The sequence below is a fragment of the Proteus sp. G2673 genome (assembly GCF_009915125.1).
GTDB classification, from domain to species: Bacteria; Pseudomonadota; Gammaproteobacteria; order Enterobacterales; family Enterobacteriaceae; genus Proteus; species Proteus penneri.
The window spans coordinates 92,467-116,093 of sequence record NZ_JAABLT010000024.1 but is presented as its reverse complement, the minus strand read 5'-3'; the positions used below and the strand labels follow the sequence as shown (position 1 = coordinate 116,093).

Sequence of the window (23,627 nt, the reverse complement as noted above, 5' to 3'; positions counted from 1 at the left end):
ATGTATGGATCAAACCAACATCATACGTGATTTGCTCGCTTGGCTTGATAGTAACCTCGATAAACCATTATCCCTCGATAATGTCGCAACCAAAGCGGGTTACTCCAAGTGGCATCTACAACGCATGTTTAAAGAAGTTACAGGACAAGCGATTGGTTCTTATATTCGTTCAAGGCGTCTATCTCGTGCGGCTGTTGCATTACGTTTAACGAGTCGCCCCATTTTAGACATTGCTTTGCAATATCGTTTTGATTCCCAACAGACGTTTACCCGTGCTTTTAAAAAGCAATTTAATAGAACTCCAGCACTTTATCGTCGTACTGATGAATGGTGCGCAGTGGGAATTTGTCCACCTATTACTTTAGATCCTCAAAAATTACCAAAATGGGAATTTGTACAATTACCTGAGAAAAAACTTATTGGTATTGAGCAAACATGTAGCCATACACTTGAACAATGGGCTGAAGCTTGTTCCGATATGCGCCAAACATTCTGGCGTTACTATATGAGCAAAATAAATGCGGTTCCTCATCAAGTTTATGGTCTTCATCATGCACAACATAGTGATGAACATGAAGATGAGCAACGTGTGCTTTATACCACTGCAGTTGAGCCTAACTATGCAACATTTATTGAGGATGATGCAGCCCATGAAGTCTCATTAGCAGGAGGTGATTACATTCGCTTTGATTTCGAAGGTGAGGCAAAACGAGGGGCAATGCAGGAGTTTTTATTCCTGATTTATGGTGTTTGTTTACCGAAAATGGGATTAACTCGCCGTAAAGGTTATGACGTCGAAAAATACTATCTTAAAAATGTGCGTTACAGCAATGAGATGGTGACTGAACCACAAGATCATATTGAACGATTTGAATATTACATCCCCATTAAACGTGAAGATGTAATGGCATAAGAAAAAGCTCTCTTGATAGTTGCGTCAAAGAGAGCTTTTACTTTTTAGCGTTGAACTTCATCTAATGCTGTATCAGTAAGATGACTCACATCACCCGCCGTTTCAATCACCCAGCCATTAGCAAGCCAAGGGCTATTTTGATAATCAACACGTGAAATTGAGCAATTACGCAGTCTTAAACGGCGTTCTGCATATGCAGGTAATCCCAATACTGTGCTCAATAAGCACCCTAAAGCAATACCATGGCTCACTAAGAGTGGACGGCTATTTTCGGGTAAATCAAGACATTGATTTAGTGCAGCCTGCATACGACTTGCTAATTCTGTCATTGATTCTCCTTGGGGAATTCGTCCATCAGGTGTACCATCAATCAAACTCTTGCGCCAAACTTCTTCTTGTGTCTTTAATGTTGCGATCTCTCGCTGTTCAAGAACGCCCATATTGAGTTCACGTAAACGTGGGTCAGTTATCACTTCACAGCCACAAGCTTGTGCAATGATTTCTGCCGTTTGACGAGTACGACCAAGATCGCTTGAGATAATGTGGGTAATGCCTGCTGATTTTACTTTTTCAGCAACTTGCTGTGCTTGACGCACACCATTCGCTGTTAGCGGGCTATCAGATTGCCCTTGAATACGTCTCGCCACGTTCCATTCAGTTTCACCGTGGCGAACAAGATAGACCTGTAACATACATTTTTTCCGTTATACTGCTCTAATTTTTCAAAGGATGATTAATTCATTATGTATCATGTCATTGCAGCCACTACGAATCCAGCAAAAATCAACGCGATAAAACTCGCTTTTGAGCAAGTGTTCGGTAAAGATACCTTTGATATTGAAGATATTAATGTCGATAGTCGTGTTCCACAGCAACCTATCGGAAATACAGAAACGAGAACTGGCGCACGCCAACGTGTGATGGCTGCTCGTCAAGTTCGCCCTGAAGCTGATTTTTGGGTTGGCGTCGAAGCCGGTATTGAAGATGATATGACCTTTGCTTGGATTGTTGTCGAACATGGACAAATTCGTGGGGAATCACGCTCAGCAAGTCTTATGTTACCCGAACAGATCTTAAAGGGGATCCGTGAAGGTCGTGAGCTTGGCGATGAAATGGCTTTCTTAACAAAAATTGACAATATTAAACAGCGTGGCGGTGCGATTGGTTATTTTACCGATGGCTTACTCAGTCGCACCTCTGTGTATCAACAAGCATTAGTTCTGGCATTAGTACCTGTCACTCACGATATTTATAAAGAACTCAATCAAAAAGAAGATTAATTATTAATCTGATGTGTTTTTTTTAGGTAGAAAAGAAAGCAAAAAGCCATTTAATTATTTGATTAAATGGCTTTTTATCTTTCTAGCTCACATTATTATAATGCAACTATTTTTTCGTCATTAGCTCTTTTTCAAGCCATAACTTCACTTCATGTGGTGCTGTTTTTAAGCTATTAGAGCCTCTAGTGATGGTGGCAATACCAACGCCTAACTCTTCTTTTAACTCACGCTGACTTAAATCCCCTCGCATTAACTCTTGCACAATGCGAACTCGTGTTGCCAAAGCACTACGTTCATCAGGTGTCATTAAAAGTTGTAAAATAGGAAAGTGCACATCTTGCTCAAATGCATGTTGTAATAACTCAACAAATCTTAGCCAGTGCTCATTCTCTTCAGGTGATAATGCAGGATCTTGCATCGTGAAAACCTCTTTTGCCACACTCATTAACTAGTACAAACTATATCATACTTTGCTAATGTACCAAGAGGCTCCCACGACAAATCGCCTTTTTATCCCTTAATAACGACTATTCCACTCATTTTCAGTCAAAACCGGCTGCTGTTCACCGGCAAAATAGCTATAGAAAACAGCAAAAGAGAGCACATTTTTGACATAGCCTCGTGTTTCAGCAAAAGGAATACTTTCAACAAACGCAATCGCATCTAGTTGGCCATTTGCATCAGATAACCAACGATCAACACGTGCAGGTCCTGCATTATACGCAGCACTTGCTAAAATACGATTTTGGTTAAAACGTTGATAAACAGAATCAAGGTAAGCCGTACCAATCTCAATATTTTTCACAGGATTGGTTAACTGTGCGCTACTTACATACCCCGTAATACCTGCTTGTTTTACCGTAAATTCTGCTGTTTTTGGCATTACCTGCATTAAACCTGTTGCACCCGCTGAAGAGCGTGCTTGTGGGTTCCACGCACTTTCTTGACGGGCTATCGCCATCGCATAATTACGGTCTATCGATTTATCTTTCGTGTATTGCTCAAACTCATTTTTCCAGGCAAGAGGAAAACGTTCTTCTAAGTGATCCCACATTTTTCCTGTAATGGTGGCTTGCACGGCTAAATCAGCCCATTTTTGTTCAAATGCATAACGTGCTAATTCAGACTGTATTTGTGCGGGTTGCGAAGCAACATAGTTTGCCCACTCTGAGCGCGCTAAGTTGTCCATTTGCCAATACATTAATTCACGAACACGTTGTACTTCTGGCTGATTAGAGATACTTGATGAAACACTTGGTGCCTTATCTATCACCATCACATAAGGCTTACCTAATTTGGTCGCGGCAACCATTGGGTAAAAACCACGATTTTGCGTCAGCGCTTCTAAAATAGCTTGAGCTTCGCTATTTTTACCTTGAGATTGCAATACCATTGCACGCCAATAACGCCACTCTTCCTTATTTTTACTTTCAGGAGAAAGTCTTTCTAACCACAATGCCAATTCAGCTGGTTGGTTTTGGCTTAATGCTAGGCGTACACGACGTTCACGCAGTGTATCTGATGCAGTATCTTGAATAACGCTATCACGCCATTTCACCTGCTCAGGTGTGGCATAAGGCATATATTGCCATGCCACAGTATCACGCATTAACTGGCGTTCACTCGCCGTCATTTTTTGGGCATGTGCAATATTATCCAGTTGCGCTCTAGCCGCATCTGCATCTTTTCTTGCCCAACGTGAAAATGCCGATTGTATGATAGAACGAGTGAAATCGGTTGGTGAAAGCGCGGTTGCATAGCGCCCAACTAAGTTTGGATAGTCTTGTAATTCAACCAAGGCATCGTTAATGGTTTGATAATTTTCTGGAAGGCGTCTTGCTAAATAAGCCGCCAGCCCTGTATTACCATTTTTAATCGCTAAATGAATTCTTTCTAATACTAATTCTGGTGTTAATTGATTCGCTTTTTGCCATTCATCAAAAAGAGGATCGCAACTTGATGGCATTGAAGTACCATTTAGCCATGCTTCTTTAGCCCCAATCCATGCTGTTTGAATATCACCTGTTGCCCATTTTGCATAATAGTAATTACATCTTGCTGCTTTAGGATTAGGTGGATTTGGACTAAAAGTCAGTAAATTTTGCCATTCTTGGCGCTTCGCTAATTCATTCACAAACAGCGATGGAAGCGCTCTTGCAGGAGGGAGTGTCGGGTATTTTTCAGCAAATTCAGAAACAACCGCCGGTGCCACAATATCAAGATTATCTGTGATTTGACAATATTCTAAATAGGGGTAAAGTGGGTAATCTTGCAATGTAGGCAGTAGTTTTTCGACTTCATCTGTTTTTTTTAGATCCCACGCTGCTTTAATTTCTTGATAACGAGCACGTTGTTCACTTAATGAGTCAGCATGTGCCCATGCAGAAAAGCACAATGCCCCTATTGCGAATGTTAACGACCACTTTTGCTTCACCACGTTATTTCTCCCACCTCAAATAAAACCACCAAAGAGTGAATACATTAGCTAATATGATAATCATTAACAATGTAAGTTCCCCTCTTTAACAGAAATTTTCTTCACTTTCAGAAGAAGCACGAAAGGTTGAGAAAAACCTCTCTTTTGACTAAGGTTTTCTTTTATAAATCGGGTATACTGGCGACTTTCATCATTTTCGGGTCTTTGGCAAATTACTGACATTGACTTTGCTATTGTTCATTTAGGTGCTCTAAAAACGCAGCTTAATTACAAAAAATTTGTTTTTATCGCGAAAAATGGCACCTCAGAGAAAATCTCTTTTATAATCAAAGGGTAATTATAGTGGCTCAATACGTTTATAGTATGTTGCGTGTCGGGAAAATTGTCCCACCAAAGCGACATATCCTTAAAAACATTTCACTCAGCTTCTTCCCGGGCGCGAAAATTGGTGTGCTTGGTCTAAATGGTGCCGGTAAATCAACATTACTACGCATCATGGCAGGTATTGATACTGATATCGAAGGTGAAGCACGTCCACAACCAGGCATTAAAATTGGTTACTTACCACAAGAACCAAAATTAAACCCTGAACATACCGTACGTGAAGCCGTTGAAGAAGCCGTTAGCGAACTGAAAAACGCATTAAACCGCCTTGATGAAGTTTATGCGGCTTATGCCGATCCTGATGCTGATTTCGATAAATTAGCAAAAGAACAAGGTCAGTTAGAAGCGATTATTCAATCTCATGATGGTCATAACCTTGAAAACCAATTAGAGCGTGCTGCAGAAGCGCTGCGTTTACCTGAGTGGGACGCTAAAATTGAGAAACTTTCAGGGGGTGAACGCCGCCGTGTCGCTATCTGTCGTCTTCTGTTAGAAAAACCAGATATGCTGTTATTAGATGAACCTACTAACCACTTAGACGCAGAATCTGTAGCGTGGTTAGAACGCTTCTTACACGATTATGAAGGTACTGTTGTGGCAATCACGCACGACCGTTACTTCCTAGATAACGTAGCGGGTTGGATCTTAGAACTTGACCGTGGTGAAGGTATTCCATGGGAAGGTAACTACTCTTCATGGTTAGAGCAAAAAGACGCACGTCTGGAACAAGAAGCCGCAACTGAAGCAGCTCGCCATAAATCAATCCAAAAAGAACTTGAGTGGATCCGCCAAAATCCTAAAGGCCGCCAAGCAAAAGGTAAGGCTCGTCTGGCTCGCTTTGAAGAACTTAATAGCGTTGATTATCAAAAACGTAATGAGACCAGTGAACTCTTTATTCCACCTGGACCGCGTTTAGGGGATAAAGTGTTAGAAATTAATAATCTAACAAAATCTTATGGTGATCGCGTTCTGATTGATGATTTAAGCTTCTCTATTCCTAAAGGGGCTATTGTTGGTATTATCGGCCCTAACGGTGCAGGTAAATCAACACTATTTCGGATGATCTCCGGCCAAGAACAACCCGATTCAGGTACTTTAGTGCTAGGTGATACTGTTAAGTTAGCCTCTGTTGATCAGTTCCGCGACAGCATGGATGACAGTAAAACCGTTTGGGAAGAAGTTTCCGGTGGCCAAGATATTATGCGTATTGGTAACTTTGAAATTCCAAGCCGTGCCTATGTGGGTCGCTTTAACTTTAAAGGCGTTGACCAAGGTAAACGTGTTGGCGAACTTTCTGGTGGTGAGCGTGGTCGTTTACACCTAGCTAAACTGCTACAAGTTGGCGGTAACATGTTACTGCTCGATGAACCAACCAACGACCTCGATGTTGAAACTTTACGTGCATTAGAAAATGCCCTGTTAGAGTTCCCAGGTTGTGCCATGGTTATTTCCCATGACCGTTGGTTCCTTGACCGTATTGCCACACATATCATCGATTACCAAGATGAAGGTAAAGTGGAATTCTTCGAAGGTAACTTTACCGAATATGAAGAATATAAAAAGCGTACATTAGGTAACGATGCTATTCAGCCTCGTCGCATGAAGTACAAACGTATGAGCAAATAATCGCATTTATTTACTCCATTCGATAACAAAAAAGCAGAGATTATTCTCTGCTTTTTTCTATTTTATTAGTTTAAAATTTAATAACTAATTGTAAAACAGTAATAATTAACTCTCTTGCCTATAATCAAAACCTAAAGGTACGGTAAACGAAATATTTCCATTGACCAAACGATAGCTTTCAGGTGCTGGAAATGGCGAAGCGCGTTTAATTGTATTTAAAGCCTCTTTATCAAGAATACGATTACCTGAGGATGTTTCCACTTTCGCATCCAATAACTCACCTTTTGCATTTAACATAATAGAAACTTGTGTCACGCCTGTTGCTTTAAAACGCAATGCTGTTCGTGGATAGCGTTTATAGGTATTAATATGGCTATGAACCAAACTTTCCCACCCTATTTGTCCACTCACAGAAGAGGAAGATAAACTATTAAATTGAGCACTACTGCTTGTATTAGAGCCAGAAGCTGGTGCACTCGTTATATCTGATGGAGCTTCTGAGACAGGAAGATCATCAGGTACTTTTACCGCAACAGGTTTTGGTTTAACCACTGGCTTTACTTTTGGCTTTTCAGGAAGGCGTTCATAAGTACCTTGTTCAACCACAGGCATTTTTGGCAGATCCAATACTTCTTTAATTGGCTCTGGTTCGGTTTCTGCTGGCTCAGGAACAGACATCACTTTTTCAGGCCCAACCGGAACGTCTTTTGTTTCTGTCTGAGCCAATTGATAGATACCAAGATCCATTGTCATTGCGGGTGGTAAAACACCATAACGTTCCTCTTTAGAAGTTATCCAGCCAATAGCAACAACAACTAGCGTTACATGAAATAAAATACTGGCAGTTAATCCACCAATAGAAAACGACCAACGGCGTGGGAAAGTCGCCGACATACTACTCATAATTCTTGCCTCTGATTTTCTTTCTGATGAATTATAGGCATAATACAAACACAAATGATATTGCTTATTATTAATAATACAATAAAAAATTAGCTTGATAATTATCATAACTTGTTCGCTTGAGAAGCAGTAAGAGCTTATTATTTCACTCTTTTTTAAACACCAGAGATTATGGCTAGCAATAAATCATTGGCACAAAAAATTAGTTGTGCCTATCAATCAACCTATGGACAACTTGTGCGTTTTTTCCACAAACGTACGGGTAATTACCATGATGCAGATGATTTGTCTCAAGATGTGTTTACACTATGGCTAAACAGAAAAGAACAAACACCTGTACAAGAACAGCGTGCTTTTCTGTTTAAAATAGCGAACCACGTTTTGATTGACCATTGGAGAAAAAATCAAAAGCAGAAAGATATCTACCAGGATGATTATGAATTAGATGATGCCGCTCAGAATTATACTACTGAGCTTGATCCGGGATACGTCCTTGAGCATCAACAACGTTTAGATCTACTTAGTGAAGCAATTGCCACGTTGCCCCCACGCCGCCGAGAAGCGTTTGTTCTTTATCGTTTTGATGGTTTATCACAAAGCGAAATTGCAGAGCAGATGGATATTTCAATCAGTATGGTGGAAAAACATATTGCAGCAGCCCTATTATATTGCAAAAGATATGTCGATGCAGGACAGGAGAAATGCACGAATGATGAGTAAGCCGGAAAAAAATATACCGGAAACTAAACCTCACACAGATGAGGGAGCAGATCTTCTTTTTTTAGAAACGGATGATGAATTACTCAGTGGATCACCTGATGAGCAAGCAGCTCTTTGGTTTACCCGACAACACAGTCAAAGGATAACCCCAAAACAACGCCAAGCGTTTAAAGTGTGGATAGAAAATGATGTAAACCGGCAAGCATATCAGGACATTGCAGGTATCTGGCGTCAATGCGATACATTACCACGACCAACAATAACCACGGTTGAAAAGAAAAAACACTCTCCTTGGCGCCCGATGATCCACACCACGGCTGCGCTTTGTTTACTCACCGTTTTATATCTCCCTTATAGTCATTTACCCGCATTACTGATGGATAATATGACGCTTGCAACCAGCAATTCACCAAAAGAAATGACCTTAGCTGATGGCTCTAAAGTCTATTTAGATAGAAATACACAGGTCAGAGTGGCTTACGTACAAAAAGAAAGACGATTATGGCTAGATAAAGGACAAGCCTATTTCAAAGTCAAATCAAATCCGTATCGTCCTTTTTATGTTCATGCTGATAGCCAATTAATTAAAGTTGTTGGCACTGAATTTGAAGTGAGTCACTATGATAACAATCAAGTTAACGTTGCTGTCCATGAAGGGATTGTCGAAGTAAAAGCCACACCCAAATCTTCTCCAGCCTATTTGTATGCAGGCTCTCAAGCCACCAGCACATTAGCCAGTGACAGTTTGGTTATCTCTTCGGTCAATATTGATTCCGTGGGAAGTTGGCGTTTTGGTCAACTGCATTTCTTTGAACGCCCATTGAATGAAGTAATAACCAAACTCAAACCTTATCTTGATATCAATGTTCACATTTCCTCCCCCGAAATTGCCAAAATGAAAATCTCAGGGATCGCTAACATTAATGATGCCGAAGAGTTTATTACCGCAATTCCACTTATATTGCCGGTTAATGTTGTTTTTACCGATAAAAATAATGCGTTAATTATCAATAAGTAAAAAGAAATATGAAAAATATTCTTTTTTACAGGTGAGGATAATTCTCATTTCACCCTCTTCCTTAGTAACAACAATTATTAAGTTAGTGAATGGGATTGGTGAAATGAAAATGAATAACAAAAAAGGGGCCCTTAAGAGGTCTCTGCTAGCATTGCTAATAAGTACCACTATTGCTGCACCTTGTGCTTATGCATCTACCATTTCTGTGGCTTTACCAGAACAGTCTTTGGCTGATTCATTGAGCGCTATTGCAAAACAGGGACAAGTCCAAATTTTATTTGATGCAAGTTCGGTCAAAAACCTACGTGCTCCAGCACTTTCGGGTCAATTTGAAACCCACATTGCATTACAAAAAGTCTTAATTGGGAGTGGGTTAGAAATTATTCCGCAAGGCAGTGGATTTGTTATTCGTCCTCTCGCCACGACTAACGCGATTGTTATTCCTGAAGTTAAAGTCACGGGTATTGGTAGCAGTTATCACCCAGCTACTGATGTGGTTTCAGCCCCACAATACATTACTTCAGAAGAGATAAAACAGCGTAATACGGGTGATGGTAACATCACTGATTTACTCAAAAGTAACCCTGCTGTTCAATTTTCCAATAATGACAGCACATCAATGAATCAGGGTGAAATTAAACCTTCACGAATTTCTATTCACGGCTCTAGTAGTTATCAAAACTCTTACAAACTTGATGGTGTCAGTTTTAACAATGACTTTGACCCAGCCAACTCAGGTAATGGTGAAACCAACACGCGTGTTAGTAGTGATGAACAAGGGATGTACCTTGATAGTCGCTTAATTGATAGTGTTACTGTTTACGATAACAATATTCCGGTGGAATTTGGTGGATTTACAGGCGGTACCGTTGATGTACAGAGTCGTCGTTGGTCTGGCGAAACCCATGCTAATGCCTATTACCGTACAACACGTTCAAGCTGGAACAATATTTTCACCGATCCAAAACTAAATTTTGATACCGCCAATAATGATGTCAGTAATCCAGCCCGATTCCAGAAAAAATACGATAAACAAAACTTTGGTGGTTGGTTTGAAACAGGATTAACTGAGCATACCGGTTTAATATTCTCTGCATCTCGCCGTGAATCAACCATTCCTATGATGATCAGTAGTGCTGGTGGCTTTATCCATACACCTGACTATCAATTAGAACAAGTTGAACAAACCGCAGGTTATCGCGACCAAACTCGTACCTCAGATAACTATTTTATTAAATACTCTTGGGATATTTCAGATACTCAATCTCTTGATTTATCAAGTAATATTGCGCGTTATAAAAGCTATCTATTCTCAGGTTCAGTCTATAACTCAGGCTATGATAATGAGCATAATGGTTTAAGTTTTACTGCACTTTATAAACATAAATTAGATCTTGGTACTTTAGAATTAACAACGGGTTATCAAAAATTAGAAGATAAACGAACGAATGATCAAAATTACTTTATTCGTTTAGATGATGCAATTACTGGTTGGTCAACACCAACAAGTTATAACAGTGGTGGTCAGGGTGATCTAAAGAGTAATCAAGAAACTGTAAGTACTAAAGCGATAATGCGTTTTAACTCTTATGACTTAGGTTCAACCATACACCAACCTACAACCGGTTTTGAAGTTGCAAGAACTAAAGGCTCTTATATCAGAGATAAAGATTTTTATAGTTACTTCTATACGGGAATGACTGATCCTGATACAAACGAGTGGAGTGGCGGACGTTCAAATACAACACGCTTCCAATCAGGGAGCCATAGTGCAACCTATACAAATTATGCAATCTATCTTGATGACAATATTCAATATAAACGCTTAACCCTGCGTCCTGGTATTCGTTTAGATAGAGATGATTTTGTTCAAAGAAACAATATTTCACCTCGTTTAAGTGGTACCTATGATATTTGGGGCACAGGCAATACCCTCTTGATTGGTGGTGTAAACCGTTACTACGGTCGCTCCATGTTAACGTATGCATTGTATGGGGCACAAAATGCAGGTTTGCAACACTGTTACTTTGATTGTGAATCCTCTGATGCCAGCTGGTATAACCGTACTGATTTTGACGGCCTAGATTCGTTAAAAACACCGTACAACGATGAATTTACTTTAGGTTTACAACAAGAAATCGCCTCAACCACTTGGCGTTTACAATACGTTCATCGTAACGGTCGTGATGAAGTGCGTAGTGATACAAAATATCCTGATAGCACCGATTACGAAAAAATGAATATTCGTGCATTTAATAACAATGGTCGTAGTTCACACGATTCCGTGACTTTATCGGTGAAAAATAGCCAGCCGTGGGAATTGGCGCAAGCAGATCATGTTTTCAATGCTTCAATCAGTTGGCAACAAAGCAAAACGAATACCCCTAAAGATTCAGGTTATGCCGATTTTAGTCCAAACACTCAAAACGTTAACCGAAACAAAGTGTTCTATGATGGAAAAATCATTGATGCCAAAGATCTACCCTCTGGTAATTTCAACTCGCCATTAAAAATCACAGCCGATCTCACTAGCGTTTGGGATGAATGGAATGTGACGTGGTTTAACCAATTGCAATGGAATAGCTGGCGCTCTCAAGCAGAAAAAACCAATAACGGTAACCCGATCAAAACAGATGATGCTGGTTATATTTACGCCTATAAAAAACAAAATTACAGCAGCCGCTTTACATGGAATACCAAACTAAGCTGGCAACCTGAGTTTGCTTATGGTGTGGGTATCTCTGTTGAAGTGAATAACGTTCTTAATACTCGAAACGTTGCTGATCACTTCACTTACAAAGACAAAGAATACAAATCGTATGAACCAGGTCGTCAGTTCTGGTTACAAGTCAGCTACGACTATTAATAAATTGACGAAGTTAATGTGAGCAACCAAGTCGATACACAATAAAAATATGACCAATAAGCAATGAAAACAATAAAACAATTTTTCTATTTAGTTTCACCTTTTTGGGGGCGGCGTGCCGCCCTTTACTGCTGGTTTCTATTGATTGTCTCTTTGACCTTAACCCTGTCATCCGTCTGGTTTAACGTCAAAATGAATGAATGGAATGGTAGTTTCTATAACGCATTACAACAACTTGATGGACAAGCACTCTACAAGCTTCTTCAACAATTTGTCATTATTATTGCAGGATTAATTACTGTCGTAGTCATGGGCGATTTCTTACGCCAAAAAATGGTTATTCGCTGGCGCGAAGGCATGACTGAACAAGTGCTTGATCGCTGGTTATCAAAAAACAGTAAACACTATATGTTAAGACTGACTTCTCAAGAGCCTGATAACCCAGATCAGCGTATTGCAGAAGATATTCGTTTACTGATCGAATCAACAATGCGTTTAACTGTCACATTCTTGCACTCGTTACTCACACTTATCTCTTTTGCCACCATTCTTTGGTCACTGTCTGGCGCTATCTCTTTCACATTAGGTGGTAGTGAGTGGACAATTCCCGGCTATATGTTCTGGGCTTGTATTATCTATACCATTATCGGGATAACCATTACGCAGTTTATTGGCTCACCATTGCGTAAAATTAATATGGATAAGCAACGCAAAGAAGCTGATTACCGTACAGCACTCATCACCCGTAAACAACATGGTGATGCGATTGCCGGTCAGCGTGGTGAAATAAGTGATCGTAATGAATTAATGGGGCGTTTTTTAGGTGTCATTCGTAACTGGAACAACCTTATTCGCTACGAAAGAAACCTGGCCTTCTTCACTGTCGGCTATCAACAAGCCACTGCGATGGCACCGATTATTTTTGCCTTACCTAAATTCCTTGCTGGCGAGTTAATGCTAGGGGGATTAATGCAATTAAGACAAGCCTTCTCTAGTGTTGCAGGTGCATTAAGTTGGTTTATCTTCTCATATAAAGAGATTGCTGCATGGCAAGCAACGGTGACCCGTCTTTATAATTTTGTGGTGCTTTTAGAGCACGATCATGAGCCAGAAGTCGCAGATTTAAATGATAAACTGATTAAATTGAAGGCTAATCTTTCTCTGTTTATGCAAGATGACAGCCTGTTAATCCAAGATATTAATTTCTCGGTAAAAGCAGGTGAGTTAACCGTTATTGAAGGTTGCTCTGGTTTAGGTAAATCAACACTGCTTAGAGCATTAAGTGGGCATTGGCCTTATTTCAAAGGGGAAATTCAACGCTCGCCAAATGTGTGTTGGATCCCACAACGTATGTACCTGCCTTTTGCACGTTTAGACAGCTTGCTCGCTTATCCTTGTCAGCCTAATCAATTCTCCGCTAAAGAGTATGAAGAAGCCCTTCATTTGGTGGGCTTAGACAAAATAAAAAATCAACTTTCACTGGAAACAGATTGGACAACACGTCTATCAGGCGGTGAGCAACAACGTCTTATTTTTGCCCGTTTATTACTCAATAAACCAGCACTTATTTTATTAGATGAAACCACCTCTGCACTTGATGAACAAAATGCATTGAACATGTTGCAGTTGCTAAAACAACATCTGCCAACCGCAGGTATTGCTTTAGTGAGCCACCAGCGTTTTACACATCTAATTGCAGATAATGTGATTTCACTCAAATCCCCTACCGTGTCCTCCTCTCAACCTGTTGGAGTTACCGAATATGTATCGTAAATTACTGATTGTTTCAGTCAGCCTTTCACTTTTAGGGTGTGCGGCAAGCACTCCTAATCAAAATGACAAAAGTACGTTATTACTGCGTCCTGATGTTCGCCATTTTACCCTAGATAATGGTTTAGACGTCTACTTACTGCAACGCCCACAACCCGGTGTTGAAATGCGTCTTTTGGTAAAAAGTGGCTCTGTTCAAGAAGATGAAAAACAGCTTGGTTTTTCACACTTTACTGAACATATGGCATTTAAAGGTACAACACATTTTCCAGGAACAACGGGCTTTAAACAACTTGAAAGCCTAGGCATGAAATTAGGTAGTCATGTCAATGCCGTAACAAGTTTAAATGCAACGACTTATAAACTGTCATTACCGAATGCAAACCCGATCCAAATTAAGACGGGGTTAAAAATCTTATCAGATTGGGCATTTGAAATGACATTTGACCCTATTGAGTTTGATAAAGAGCGCCCTGTTATTGTTGAAGAGTGGCGTTTACGCCAAGGTATTGGTTTTCGTATTAACCGCCAGTTAGAAGAATTGCGTTACTACGGTAGCCGTTATCTAGATCGTGATCCTATTGGCGATTTAGAAATTGTTAAACATGGCGATGTGAAAGATGCAAAACGCTATTACGATACTTGGTATCAACCAGAAAGAATGGCGTTAGTACTGGTCGGTAACTTCAATCAGGGCGATGCCATTGCCGATATTAAGCAACTGTTTAATGCGAAAAATAGCGAAAACAAAGGAATTGATGATCCTGCTTGGCACAATTTTATCGACCATAAAGATCTACTGGTTAAAACAATTTTCGACAAAGAACAAGGTTCACGTATTTTACAGTTCACCTTGCAACGGACTTTGCCAGCACCTTTAAATAGCCGCCAAGGTCAATATGAAGATTTAATGGATTCATTATGGCTATCAATTTTAAATCAACGTTTCTCCACTATCGTTGATAATGGATTAATTGCGTCTATTAGCGCCAATACTCAAGGTGCAATGTTAGATGCTCGTCGTTCACAACAATTGATGATTGCACATCCTAAAGGTAATGATTACCAAGGCGCATTAGATATCTTATTTACAGAAGTTCAACGCCTCGCCTCTGTACCCGTTACTCAAGAAGAATTAGATAATGCTCGCAACGCAATGCTAAAACGCCTAAGCCAACAAGCTGCGGGGGAAGAGCGTTATGAGCACGATTATTTAGCCAACCAAATCACCACAGCCATTGAATTGGAAATGCCAATTCAAACTAAAAAACAGGCACTCAATTTAAGCTATCAATTAATCAATAAAGTGACCCCTGAAACATTGTCAGCTTATTTTTCTCAATATCTAAAACAATCTTCGCCACGCGTTGCTGTGATTGGTCCGGATAATGATGCTAGTTTGTTTAATGCAACTAAAACAGCACAACGTTGGCAAGAAATTAGACAGTCAAATCCAGGCGCATTTACCCTAAAAACGCAAGCTGTTGTATTAGATATTAAACCTAAACTCACAGGTTCAATTGTTTCCACGCAATCACTCCCTATTGAAAAAACACAACAGTGGACACTGAGCAATAACGTAAAAGTGATTGTGAAGAATGACAGTTATCTCAAAGATAATATTCAAGTTTCACTGCGTATTCCGGGCGGTTCTTCACTTGAAACCAATCAAAGCTTAGGGATGGTGCAATGGGCGTTAAAACTACCTGAAGTCAGTGGATATGGAAATTATAATGCGCGTGAATTAGCATTATTTACCAAGCAACACCAAATTAGCTTGCGCCCTTATAGCGAACTGTTATTCCATGGTTTTCGTGGCGAAGCGCCAATTGATGAACTTGAAACCTTACTCACATTAATGCATCTAAAAGTGACTTCTCCACAGTTTAATGGCGAGAAGTTAGAGCAACAAAAGCAAGCAATGGCATTAGGTCTTTCAAAAACCCCCGTTGAACGCACATTCTTAGATAATATCAATAAAGAAAGTTATCAAAATGGTGAACGCCTTGTCGTTTCACCTCAAGGTACTTGGAAACAATTTACAGCCCAACAATTACAACAAACAAACCAAATGATCTTAGGACAACCTGCTGATATGACTTTAGTTATCAGTGGCCCTGTCAATCTAAATCAAGTTAAACCGCTTGTTGAACGTTGGATTGCGAGTTTGCCAATACGTTCAGAGCAACGCTTATTTTGGGCAGATCCTGCGATTAACCCTAAACTTACCTCGTTTAGCAAAACATATCCTATTGCAAGTAGTGATAAGAGCATGATTAGCATTCAATATGCAGCACCTGCTCAATGGTCACAACAACGCGTATTAGCGCTAAATTTACTCGATACCGTGATCAGTCAACGTTTAAGACTCAACCTACGTGAAAAAGCTGGTGGTATTTATTCACTTGGGTTCTCTGAAATGTTAACGAAAGTGCCGACAAGCTACTATACTGGTCGTTTAAACTTTACGGCATCACCTGAGCGCGCTGATGAATTAATTACTCTTGCTCGTAAAGTCGTGAATGAAGTAAAACAGTCAGGCATTACAGATAAAGAGTTACAAGAGGCTAAAAATATCTGGCTAACTGAAAATTCACAGGTAAATGACAGTGCAAGTTATTGGACAGAAGCTCTTGCACAAGTTGCAACTGATGACCAACAGTATCAGCGTTTACTCACTGATCCTGCCATGATAAAAACATTAACTGTTAACGATATAAATCAAGTGGCTCGCCAATGGTTAGGTGAGAATGAAAAGGTATTTAAATTAACCCCTGCTAACAAAAAATAAGTCTTATCTCGTTAAAAAGAGAACGCCCAGTTTAAATAACCAACTGGGCGTTTATTCATCAATTTCAATCAAGCTACAGCTATTATATTCAAATTTATTGACTATCAGATTTGTTAATCTTTTTTAACTGCAAAACGACCACTACCTAAAAACATCACCGCAATCGCGGCAAAGAGATAAAAGCCTGCACTTTCAGGAGCCCATCCCCCTGTTTTAGGGTTTAATGCAAATAGATCACCAGAATGAACCATCAAAATAGCAACAAACATCGTACCAGCTAAAACAAATGCTGAAACACGAGTAAATAAGCCAATGATCAGTAAGATAGGTGCAACGACTTCCCCAATCACCGTACCGTAGGCAATAAAGGCGGGTAGATTAAAATTAGCTAACATCCCCTGAATACCTGCTAACCCACCCGGTTCCATTTTATGAAGCCCATGTAATAACATTAAAACTCCAAGAGAAACACGTAATACCAATTTACCTAAGTCAGAACAGTCAACAAGTTGATTAAATTTATTAATCATAACGTCTCCAAATTCAAAATAGTGATGTGTGTTTTTAATACGTATTTGTAGGTACACTATATTATATGATGAAATATTATGAATGAGTGTGATTTTTATTATCACTATTTGTTCTCATTAAGTAATCACTTAGATTATTATTGCTTTATCGCCCTCTACTCACCTTTTCCATGATTAAGATCACAACTTGTTAACATAATAAACTCTTAATCACTCACTTCTCGTTATGCTAATAGATATCTCATCTGACCAGTCTGAAAAGGGTATCTGATGGCACATTATTCTCATCTATTTTCGCCTCTTGATTTAGGGTTTACTGTACTTAAAAACCGCATTCTTATGGGCTCTATGCATACTGGACTCGAAGAAAATCCGAATGATGCCCCAAAACTTGCACAGTTTTATGCCCAACGCGCAGCTGCTGGTGTTGCATTAATAGTGACTGGAGGGATCTCTCCTAATAAACAAGGCGTGTTATTACCACACGCTGCAACATTAATGTCTGAAAACCAACTAGCGACTCATCAGCTTGTTACTGATGCCGTTCATCAGCAAGGAGGCAAAATTGCTTTACAGATCTTGCATACAGGTCGTTATAGTTACCAACCTAACTTAGTTGCCCCTTCGGCTATTCAATCGCCAATAACCCCTTTTATGCCAACAGAAATGAGTCATGAACAAATTGAACAAACTATTAATGACTACATTCGCTGTGCTCAATTAGCCCAAAAGGCGGGCTATGATGGTGTTGAAATAATGGGCTCTGAAGGCTATTTAATTAATCAGTTTTTAGTCAGCCACACCAATCAGCGAGACGATCAATGGGGTGGAAATATTGAAAATCGTTGTCGCTTCGCTTTACGCATTCTTGAAGGCATAAAAAAAGCTGTTGGTGATCACTTTATTATTATTTATCGTCTTTCTATGTTGGATTTAATTAAAAATGGGTCAGATGCATCAGAGGTACTTTATCTTGCCAAAGCTGTTGAAAAAGCCGGCGCCACAATGATCAATACAGGGATCGGTTGGCATGAGGCGCGAATTCCAACAATAGCGACCATGGTACCGAGAGGCCAATTTGCGAATGTAACGCGTGAATTAATGGGTAAAGTGAATATTCCGCTGATTACATCCAACCGAATTAACACACCACAAACCGCAGAAGCTATTTTAGCAGAAGGTTGTGCCGATATGGTTTCAATGGCTCGCCCTTTTCTTGCTGATCCTGAGTTTGTACTTAAAGCACAACAGGAGCGCGAAGATGAAATCAATACTTGCATTGCTTGCAATCAAGCGTGCCTTGATGAAATATTTTCAGGGCAAACAGCATCTTGTCTTGTTAACCCTTTTGCGTGTCGAGAAACCGAACTTCTGGTTACTCCAACTCAACAACCCAAAAAGTTAGCTGTTGTTGGCGCAGGGCCTGCGGGATTATCTTTTGCTATAACAGCGGCTAAACGTGGTCACCATGTAACACTGTTTGAAAAAGAAGACGTTATTGGTGGGCAGTTGAATATTGCTAGCCAAATTCCCGGAAAAGAAGAATTTAAGGAAACCTTACGCTACTTTAAACGACAGCTACAACTCACTGGTGTGATTGTTAAAAATAATACCGAAGCGACTCCTCATCATCTTGAGCACTTTGACGAAGTTATTTTAGCCAGTGGTGTTACGCCCCACAGCCCTGACATTGAAGGACAAGATAATGAGATAGTTAAAACTTACCTTGATGTTTTAAAACACCATCAACCAGTGGGTAAAAATGTAGTGATCATTGGTAGCGGAGGTATTGGCTTTGATACGGGCCTCTATCTTACTCAAAAAGGGCAATGCAGTAGCCTAAGTCCTTGTGCTTTTAACAAAGAATGGGGCATTGATCCAACGCTTTCATATCGTGGTGGTATAAAACCAGAAAATCACTTAAAAGATGATAATAAACAGATTGTTATGACTCAGCGTAAAGCCGGAAAGATAGGGTTGAATTTAGGTAAAACAACGGGTTGGATACATCGGCTAACATTAGAGAAAAAAGGCGTTAAATTCTTAACACATTGTCATTATCAAAAAATCACACCAGAAGGTCTTGTGATTGAACAAGATGGAAAACAACAGCTTCTTATGGCTGATAATATTATATTGTGTACGGGGCAACGCGCTTATCACCCTCTATTCGCACCTTTAGAAAAAGAAAACAAAATTGTTCATCTTATTGGCGGAGCAAAAGATGCACGCGCATTAGATGCAAAACGCGCTATTAGGCAAGGTACAGAATTAGCTCTCAATATTTAATCCTTTCCAGTGCTTGAGCAAAAAGAAACCCCACATAAATGTGGGGTTCTATTTTTTATTATTGATTATTATTTTTACAGCTCTTCCTGTCTTACTACTTACCCTTTTTACCCATTATTTTTTTCAGTTAATGGATTATCTGAAATACGATTATCTTCAGCAATACAGACTGTTGCAGTAAAGAGAACATCCGTTGCTGAATTCAATGCTGTTTCTGCTGAATCTTGTAACACACCAATCATTACCCCCACTGCAACCACTTGCATAGCGATATCATTGCTAATACCAAACATGCCGCAAGCCAGTGGAATTAACAGTAAAGAGCCGCCCGCAACACCCGATGCACCACAAGCACAAATCGCAGCAACAAGGCTTAATAACAATGCGGTTGGCACATCAACAGGCATACCCAATGTATTTACTGCGGCTAATGTCAAAATAGTGATAGTAATTGCCGCGCCACCCATATTGATGGTCGCACCTAATGGAATTGAAACAGAATAAGTATCTTCGTTTAAATTCATACGGCGACACATTGCCATATTCACAGGAATATTTGCCGCAGAGCTGCGTGTAAAGAAAGCCGTTACACCGCTTTCACGCAGACATGCCCATACTAATGGATATGGGTTACTACGAATTTTCCAAAATACAATTATTGGATTCACAACTAAAGCGACAAACAGCATACAACCAATCAGAACAGCAAGGACATGCAAGTAACCTGCTAAAGCTTCAAAGCCTGTCGTTGCGATAGTTGATGACACTAAACCAAAAATACCGATAGGTGCTAAACGAATAACAACACGGACTAAGTTTGTCACTGCATCCGCTAAATCTTGCGTTAAGGCTTTAGTGGTATCACTTGCGTGGCGTAATGCCAGACCTAAACCGATAGACCACGCTAAAATGCCCATATAGTTACCATTGATAAGCGCATCAACAGGGTTTGCGACCACATTAATTAATACGCCTTTAAGCACTTCAGCAATATTCTCAGGTGGTGACAATTGTGATTCACTAACAACTAACGTTAAAACTGATGGGAACACAAAACTAGCAACAACTGCGGTTAATGCAGCAAAGAATGTTGCTAACAGATATAAAACTAATACGGGGCGAATATTCGATTTTTGCCCTTGACGATGATTAGCTATCGAAGCCATAACGAGTACCCATACTAAGATAGGCGCTACAGCTTTCAGTGCGCTAATAAACAGAGTACCTAATAAACTCATCATCTTGGCAACTTCTGGTGCTAACCAAGCCAGTAAGATCCCTGCAACTAAACCAACGAGTATTTGTTTAACGAGACTTCCCTTAAAGAACAGGCTGAAGACTCTGGATTGTTGTTTATCCATAGCTATTCCATTACTTAAAATAATATTTAAAAAAGGCATTTTTGAGTGTTTGCAATGCCAGTATAAGGAATTGAATCGCGCTGAAAAGCTGATTATGCAAAATATACAGCATTAACCGTTATTGTTAACAAATAAATAACATATCTGTGATCATAATAGGATTTTGTTCTTTTTAGTATACCGATCGGAAATGAAAGAAATTATTATTATCAGTAAGTTATACCTAATCATCTTACTTGTTTTTTATTTTATTTCTCTGTTTTTTGATTTTCTTAATCAACCATCCCTCTTTTTTATTAACATTATCACTAACAATTATCTACCGTGCTCATCTTTGAATTGAATAAATAATAAACAAGAAAGTCAAACAAGATAACGTTTTATTTCTCTCAATTAATATTAAAAATTTATCTTTTATGATCGCTATAAAATAGAAAACACCCCATTGTATTATCCATCCTCTTGAGTTTTTCTTTTTAAAAACGCCCTATTCTGAACTCAAAAAGAGATTTAATGTCTATTTTTCGAGATCCAATATCCATGTGTAAGTAATATCGTTATTGAGTTAAAAAATTTTCTGTCTAGTTTTTCCTGATTTTGTTAGAGTGTTGCTGTTTTAAACAATGAAAAATAGACCCTATGAAGTAGAAAATGGGTAAGTAGATTACAACACCTATTGATTTTATATTTACCCCCAAATGACTCAGTTTTAGGAAGCCTTTTATATGGAAATCGTAAGAGAGCTATTCTTGGCGCTATGGCACCAAGATTACGAAACCTTAGCTAATCCTTCATTAATATGGATTATCTACATTTTATTATTCACCATACTATTCCTAGAAAACGGAGTATTGCCTGCAGCTTTCTTGCCTGGAGATAGTTTGCTAATTTTAGTGGGCGTGTTAATTGCTAAAGGTACAATGGATTTTCCATTGACCTTACTCATTTTGACGGCAGGAGCGAGCCTAGGGTGTTGGTTGGGCTATCTTCAAGGTCGATGGCTTGGAAATACTAAATTAGTACGCAGTTGGCTATCACATCTACCAGAACATTACCACCAGCGTGCACATGGACTTTTTCATCGTCATGGCTTAGCCGCATTACTTATTGGTCGCTTTTTAGCGTTCGTTAGGACATTGTTGCCAACAATTGCAGGCCTTGCTGGATTGAACAATACTCGCTTTCAAATTTTCAACTGGTTAAGTGGACTTTTATGGGTCGGCATACTGACCACATTGGGTTATATGTTAGGTAATAGCCCACTATTTCGTCAGTATGAACATCATTTAATGAATATCCTTATGCTATTACCTGTTTGCCTATTAGTAATAGGATTAATTGGTAGCATCTGGGTTGTCATCAAAAAGAAAAAAGTGAAAGCATAAGATCTATCAAATAATATAAAGATTTTCCTACTGACATAAAAAACAGTAAGAAAAATGACAAAGGCCTACTTCATTTATTTGAACAGGCCTTTACTTCATTTTGCTATATACTCGCCTTAACATCGTCTCATCCCTTTAACTGTGGATATCCATTAAGATTTATCTCTTTTTTTTACCAATAAGTCGTTATTTAATTTCATTAAGCGGTAAAATTGGTCTATTGTTATAAGTATCACATCGATATCTATTAAAGGAGTTACTTATGTCTCATCAACATTCGAATGAAGATCTGCGCAGTGAATTGAAATCTCTTGCTGATACTCTAGAAGAAGTACTGAACTCCTCTGCAGATAAATCCAAAGAAGAGCTCCAAAGTCTACGAGCCAAAGCAGAATCGGCAATAAAAGGTTCTCGTGCAAAACTCAGTGATGCTGGTAGAGAGATTGTCGATAACACCAAAGAAATCGCCGGAAAAGCAGATAACTATGTTCGTGAAAATCCATGGACAGGTATCGGTATTGGTGCGGCTGTTGGTGTTGTTCTTGGTGTTTTACTAGCAAAACGCTAATTTATAATGAGTGATACACAAAGACCACAGGGCCCCGCATCCGGGGTTCTGAATTCTCTCAGTAAGATTGGCGCTATCATGATAGGCATGGTTGAAACTCGCCTACGATTAATCGCCATAGAACTGGAAGAAGAAAAAACCACTCTGATCCAGCTTATTTTAATGGCTGGTGTTACTTTGTTGCTCACCGCCTTTGGCTTAATGAGCCTACTTATTCTGATTTTTTGGATTATTCCACCTGAATATCGAGTCTATGCTTTAGCCATCACAACGGCGACTTTACTTCTCTGTGCGCTCATTGGCGGCATCATGACATTAAGAAAAGCGCGAAATTCTACCTTGTTAGGCGATACTCGCCAGCAATTAGAATTAGATAAACGCCTTTTGGAGCAATATCATGATGAACAGACAAAATAAACAGGCGATCCTCGCAAGACGTAAAAAGCTGTTGTTGAATAAAATTCAGCAACAGCGCTCTGACTTAGGACAAAGCACACAAACTTGGCTTGATGTAACAGAGCCTTATGATAAAGCATGGCGAATTTTAGTTTCCTTAAAACCGGCGCTTTTAGTGGGAGCTAGTTTTATTTCTCTTTACAGCATTAAGCATCCTAAAAAAATCATACGATTAGGGCAACGCGCGATCGGTGCAATTGGCTTAATTCGTACGATCCAAAAGTCCTTCAAAAAAACCTCTGATTAATCTTCAATTTTTTTGTCTAAGAATGTTAATTCTTCTTAATATCCTCTCCGCTCAATTCACATTATTGTATATCTCACACCGTA

19 protein-coding genes are annotated in these 23,627 nt (G+C 39.4%); 13 read left to right on the top strand and 6 right to left on the bottom strand.

Translation table 11 applies throughout. The features are described from left to right. The first annotated feature begins 4 nt into the window (after positions 1-4). A complete protein-coding gene (robA, locus tag GWI59_RS15630) occupies positions 5-913 on the top strand; it encodes an MDR efflux pump AcrAB transcriptional activator RobA (RefSeq protein WP_161671098.1) in 909 nt (302 codons plus the stop codon). 44 nt (positions 914-957) lie between these two features. On the opposite strand, the gene gpmB is transcribed toward robA, so the two are convergent. After that, the gene (gpmB, locus tag GWI59_RS15625) at positions 958-1,605 is read right to left on the bottom strand and encodes a 2,3-diphosphoglycerate-dependent phosphoglycerate mutase GpmB (RefSeq protein WP_006535266.1); all 648 of its coding nucleotides are present in this window, start codon (positions 1,603-1,605) and stop codon (positions 958-960) included. A 51-nt stretch (positions 1,606-1,656) separates the two neighbouring features. Between gpmB and yjjX the strand changes: the two genes are divergently transcribed. Continuing rightward, the gene (gene yjjX, locus GWI59_RS15620) at positions 1,657-2,193 is read left to right on the top strand and encodes an inosine/xanthosine triphosphatase (protein WP_023580954.1); all 537 of its coding nucleotides are present in this window, start codon (positions 1,657-1,659) and stop codon (positions 2,191-2,193) included. A 106-nt stretch (positions 2,194-2,299) separates the two neighbouring features. Here yjjX and trpR read toward each other — a convergent pair whose 3' ends face one another. Together trpR and sltY are read right to left on the bottom strand one after the other, a co-directional pair. Further along, positions 2,300-2,638 (bottom strand): trp operon repressor, encoded by a 339-nt coding sequence (gene trpR, locus GWI59_RS15615; protein WP_229096474.1) that lies wholly within the window; start codon positions 2,636-2,638, stop codon positions 2,300-2,302. Between the two features lie 72 nt (positions 2,639-2,710). Further along, on the bottom strand, positions 2,711-4,630 hold the full coding sequence (sltY, locus tag GWI59_RS15610) for a murein transglycosylase (protein WP_161725071.1): 1,920 nt from the start codon (positions 4,628-4,630) through the stop codon (positions 2,711-2,713). A 342-nt stretch (positions 4,631-4,972) separates the two neighbouring features. On the opposite strand from sltY, the gene ettA reads away from it, so the two are divergent. After that, positions 4,973-6,640: an energy-dependent translational throttle protein EttA gene (ettA, locus tag GWI59_RS15605; protein ID WP_036932999.1), complete on the top strand. Its 1,668-nt coding sequence runs from the start codon at positions 4,973-4,975 to the stop codon at positions 6,638-6,640. 105 nt (positions 6,641-6,745) lie between these two features. Here the strand turns inward: ettA and GWI59_RS15600 are convergent, their stop codons facing one another. Continuing rightward, entirely contained in the window at positions 6,746-7,543 is a 798-nt protein-coding gene (locus tag GWI59_RS15600) for an energy transducer TonB (RefSeq protein ID WP_006535271.1), read from the bottom strand. 171 nt (positions 7,544-7,714) lie between these two features. Here GWI59_RS15600 and GWI59_RS15595 point away from each other — a divergent pair, with 171 nt between their 5' ends. The 5 genes from GWI59_RS15595 (at position 7,715) to GWI59_RS15575 (ending at position 16,708) form a co-directional block, all read left to right on the top strand. Then, positions 7,715-8,263, top strand: a complete 549-nt coding sequence (locus GWI59_RS15595) for an RNA polymerase sigma factor (RefSeq protein ID WP_006535272.1) — start codon at positions 7,715-7,717, stop codon at positions 8,261-8,263. Further along, the gene (locus GWI59_RS15590; protein ID WP_229096476.1) at positions 8,253-9,281 is read left to right on the top strand and encodes a FecR family protein; all 1,029 of its coding nucleotides are present in this window, start codon (positions 8,253-8,255) and stop codon (positions 9,279-9,281) included. Before GWI59_RS15595 ends, GWI59_RS15590 begins: the two co-directional genes overlap by 11 nt. A 103-nt stretch (positions 9,282-9,384) precedes the next feature. Further along, positions 9,385-12,147 (top strand): TonB-dependent receptor, encoded by a 2,763-nt coding sequence (locus GWI59_RS15585; RefSeq protein WP_161725069.1) that lies wholly within the window; start codon positions 9,385-9,387, stop codon positions 12,145-12,147. 63 nt (positions 12,148-12,210) lie between these two features. Next, positions 12,211-13,920, top strand: coding sequence for an ABC transporter ATP-binding protein/permease (locus GWI59_RS15580; RefSeq protein WP_115065077.1), 1,710 nt, complete (start codon positions 12,211-12,213; stop codon positions 13,918-13,920). Further along, positions 13,910-16,708 carry a M16 family metallopeptidase gene (locus GWI59_RS15575; protein ID WP_161725067.1) on the top strand — a complete coding sequence of 933 codons (2,799 nt, stop codon included), beginning with the start codon at positions 13,910-13,912 and terminating at the stop codon, positions 16,706-16,708. Before GWI59_RS15580 ends, GWI59_RS15575 begins: the two co-directional genes overlap by 11 nt. Before the next feature lie 113 nt (positions 16,709-16,821). On the opposite strand, the gene GWI59_RS15570 is transcribed toward GWI59_RS15575, so the two are convergent. After that, a complete protein-coding gene (locus tag GWI59_RS15570; protein ID WP_109399343.1) occupies positions 16,822-17,238 on the bottom strand; it encodes a DoxX family protein in 417 nt (138 codons plus the stop codon). A 270-nt stretch (positions 17,239-17,508) separates the two neighbouring features. On the opposite strand from GWI59_RS15570, the gene GWI59_RS15565 reads away from it, so the two are divergent. Then, a complete protein-coding gene (locus GWI59_RS15565) occupies positions 17,509-19,527 on the top strand; it encodes an NADPH-dependent 2,4-dienoyl-CoA reductase (protein ID WP_161725065.1) in 2,019 nt (672 codons plus the stop codon). A 107-nt stretch (positions 19,528-19,634) separates the two neighbouring features. Here the strand turns inward: GWI59_RS15565 and sstT are convergent, their stop codons facing one another. Further along, positions 19,635-20,888: a serine/threonine transporter SstT gene (gene sstT, locus GWI59_RS15560; protein ID WP_109399345.1), complete on the bottom strand. Its 1,254-nt coding sequence runs from the start codon at positions 20,886-20,888 to the stop codon at positions 19,635-19,637. A 725-nt stretch (positions 20,889-21,613) separates the two neighbouring features. Between sstT and GWI59_RS15555 the strand changes: the two genes are divergently transcribed. From GWI59_RS15555 to GWI59_RS15540, 4 genes are all read left to right on the top strand, one after another. Next, the gene (locus tag GWI59_RS15555) at positions 21,614-22,273 is read left to right on the top strand and encodes a DedA family protein (protein ID WP_006535289.1); all 660 of its coding nucleotides are present in this window, start codon (positions 21,614-21,616) and stop codon (positions 22,271-22,273) included. Positions 22,274-22,535: 262 nt separating this feature from the next. Beyond that, positions 22,536-22,841, top strand: a complete 306-nt coding sequence (locus GWI59_RS15550; RefSeq protein ID WP_006535290.1) for a DUF883 family protein — start codon at positions 22,536-22,538, stop codon at positions 22,839-22,841. A 6-nt stretch (positions 22,842-22,847) separates the two neighbouring features. After that, positions 22,848-23,258: a phage holin family protein gene (locus tag GWI59_RS15545; RefSeq protein WP_006535291.1), complete on the top strand. Its 411-nt coding sequence runs from the start codon at positions 22,848-22,850 to the stop codon at positions 23,256-23,258. Further along, on the top strand, positions 23,239-23,544 hold the full coding sequence (locus tag GWI59_RS15540) for a YqjK-like family protein (RefSeq protein ID WP_229096478.1): 306 nt from the start codon (positions 23,239-23,241) through the stop codon (positions 23,542-23,544). The genes GWI59_RS15545 and GWI59_RS15540 overlap by 20 nt, the downstream gene beginning before the upstream one ends. Positions 23,545-23,627: the final 83 nt, after the last annotated feature.

What these genes read in the sequence shown, in the direction of transcription:
- robA (WP_161671098.1), top strand. Translation starts at nt 5, where the DNA reads ATGGATCAAACCAACATCATACGTGATTTGCTCGCTTGGCTTGATAGT.
- gpmB (WP_006535266.1), bottom strand. Translation starts at nt 1,605, where the DNA reads ATGTTACAGGTCTATCTTGTTCGCCACGGTGAAACTGAATGGAACGTG.
- yjjX (WP_023580954.1), top strand. Translation starts at nt 1,657, where the DNA reads ATGTATCATGTCATTGCAGCCACTACGAATCCAGCAAAAATCAACGCG.
- trpR (WP_229096474.1), bottom strand. Translation starts at nt 2,638, where the DNA reads ATGAGTGTGGCAAAAGAGGTTTTCACGATGCAAGATCCTGCATTATCA.
- GWI59_RS15600 (WP_006535271.1), bottom strand. Translation starts at nt 7,543, where the DNA reads ATGAGTAGTATGTCGGCGACTTTCCCACGCCGTTGGTCGTTTTCTATT.
- GWI59_RS15595 (WP_006535272.1), top strand. Translation starts at nt 7,715, where the DNA reads ATGGCTAGCAATAAATCATTGGCACAAAAAATTAGTTGTGCCTATCAA.
- GWI59_RS15590 (WP_229096476.1), top strand. Translation starts at nt 8,253, where the DNA reads ATGATGAGTAAGCCGGAAAAAAATATACCGGAAACTAAACCTCACACA.
- GWI59_RS15585 (WP_161725069.1), top strand. Translation starts at nt 9,385, where the DNA reads ATGAAAATGAATAACAAAAAAGGGGCCCTTAAGAGGTCTCTGCTAGCA.
- GWI59_RS15580 (WP_115065077.1), top strand. Translation starts at nt 12,211, where the DNA reads ATGAAAACAATAAAACAATTTTTCTATTTAGTTTCACCTTTTTGGGGG.
- GWI59_RS15575 (WP_161725067.1), top strand. Translation starts at nt 13,910, where the DNA reads ATGTATCGTAAATTACTGATTGTTTCAGTCAGCCTTTCACTTTTAGGG.
- GWI59_RS15570 (WP_109399343.1), bottom strand. Translation starts at nt 17,238, where the DNA reads ATGATTAATAAATTTAATCAACTTGTTGACTGTTCTGACTTAGGTAAA.
- GWI59_RS15565 (WP_161725065.1), top strand. Translation starts at nt 17,509, where the DNA reads ATGGCACATTATTCTCATCTATTTTCGCCTCTTGATTTAGGGTTTACT.
- sstT (WP_109399345.1), bottom strand. Translation starts at nt 20,888, where the DNA reads ATGGATAAACAACAATCCAGAGTCTTCAGCCTGTTCTTTAAGGGAAGT.
- GWI59_RS15555 (WP_006535289.1), top strand. Translation starts at nt 21,614, where the DNA reads ATGGAAATCGTAAGAGAGCTATTCTTGGCGCTATGGCACCAAGATTAC.
- GWI59_RS15550 (WP_006535290.1), top strand. Translation starts at nt 22,536, where the DNA reads ATGTCTCATCAACATTCGAATGAAGATCTGCGCAGTGAATTGAAATCT.
- GWI59_RS15545 (WP_006535291.1), top strand. Translation starts at nt 22,848, where the DNA reads ATGAGTGATACACAAAGACCACAGGGCCCCGCATCCGGGGTTCTGAAT.
- GWI59_RS15540 (WP_229096478.1), top strand. Translation starts at nt 23,239, where the DNA reads ATGATGAACAGACAAAATAAACAGGCGATCCTCGCAAGACGTAAAAAG.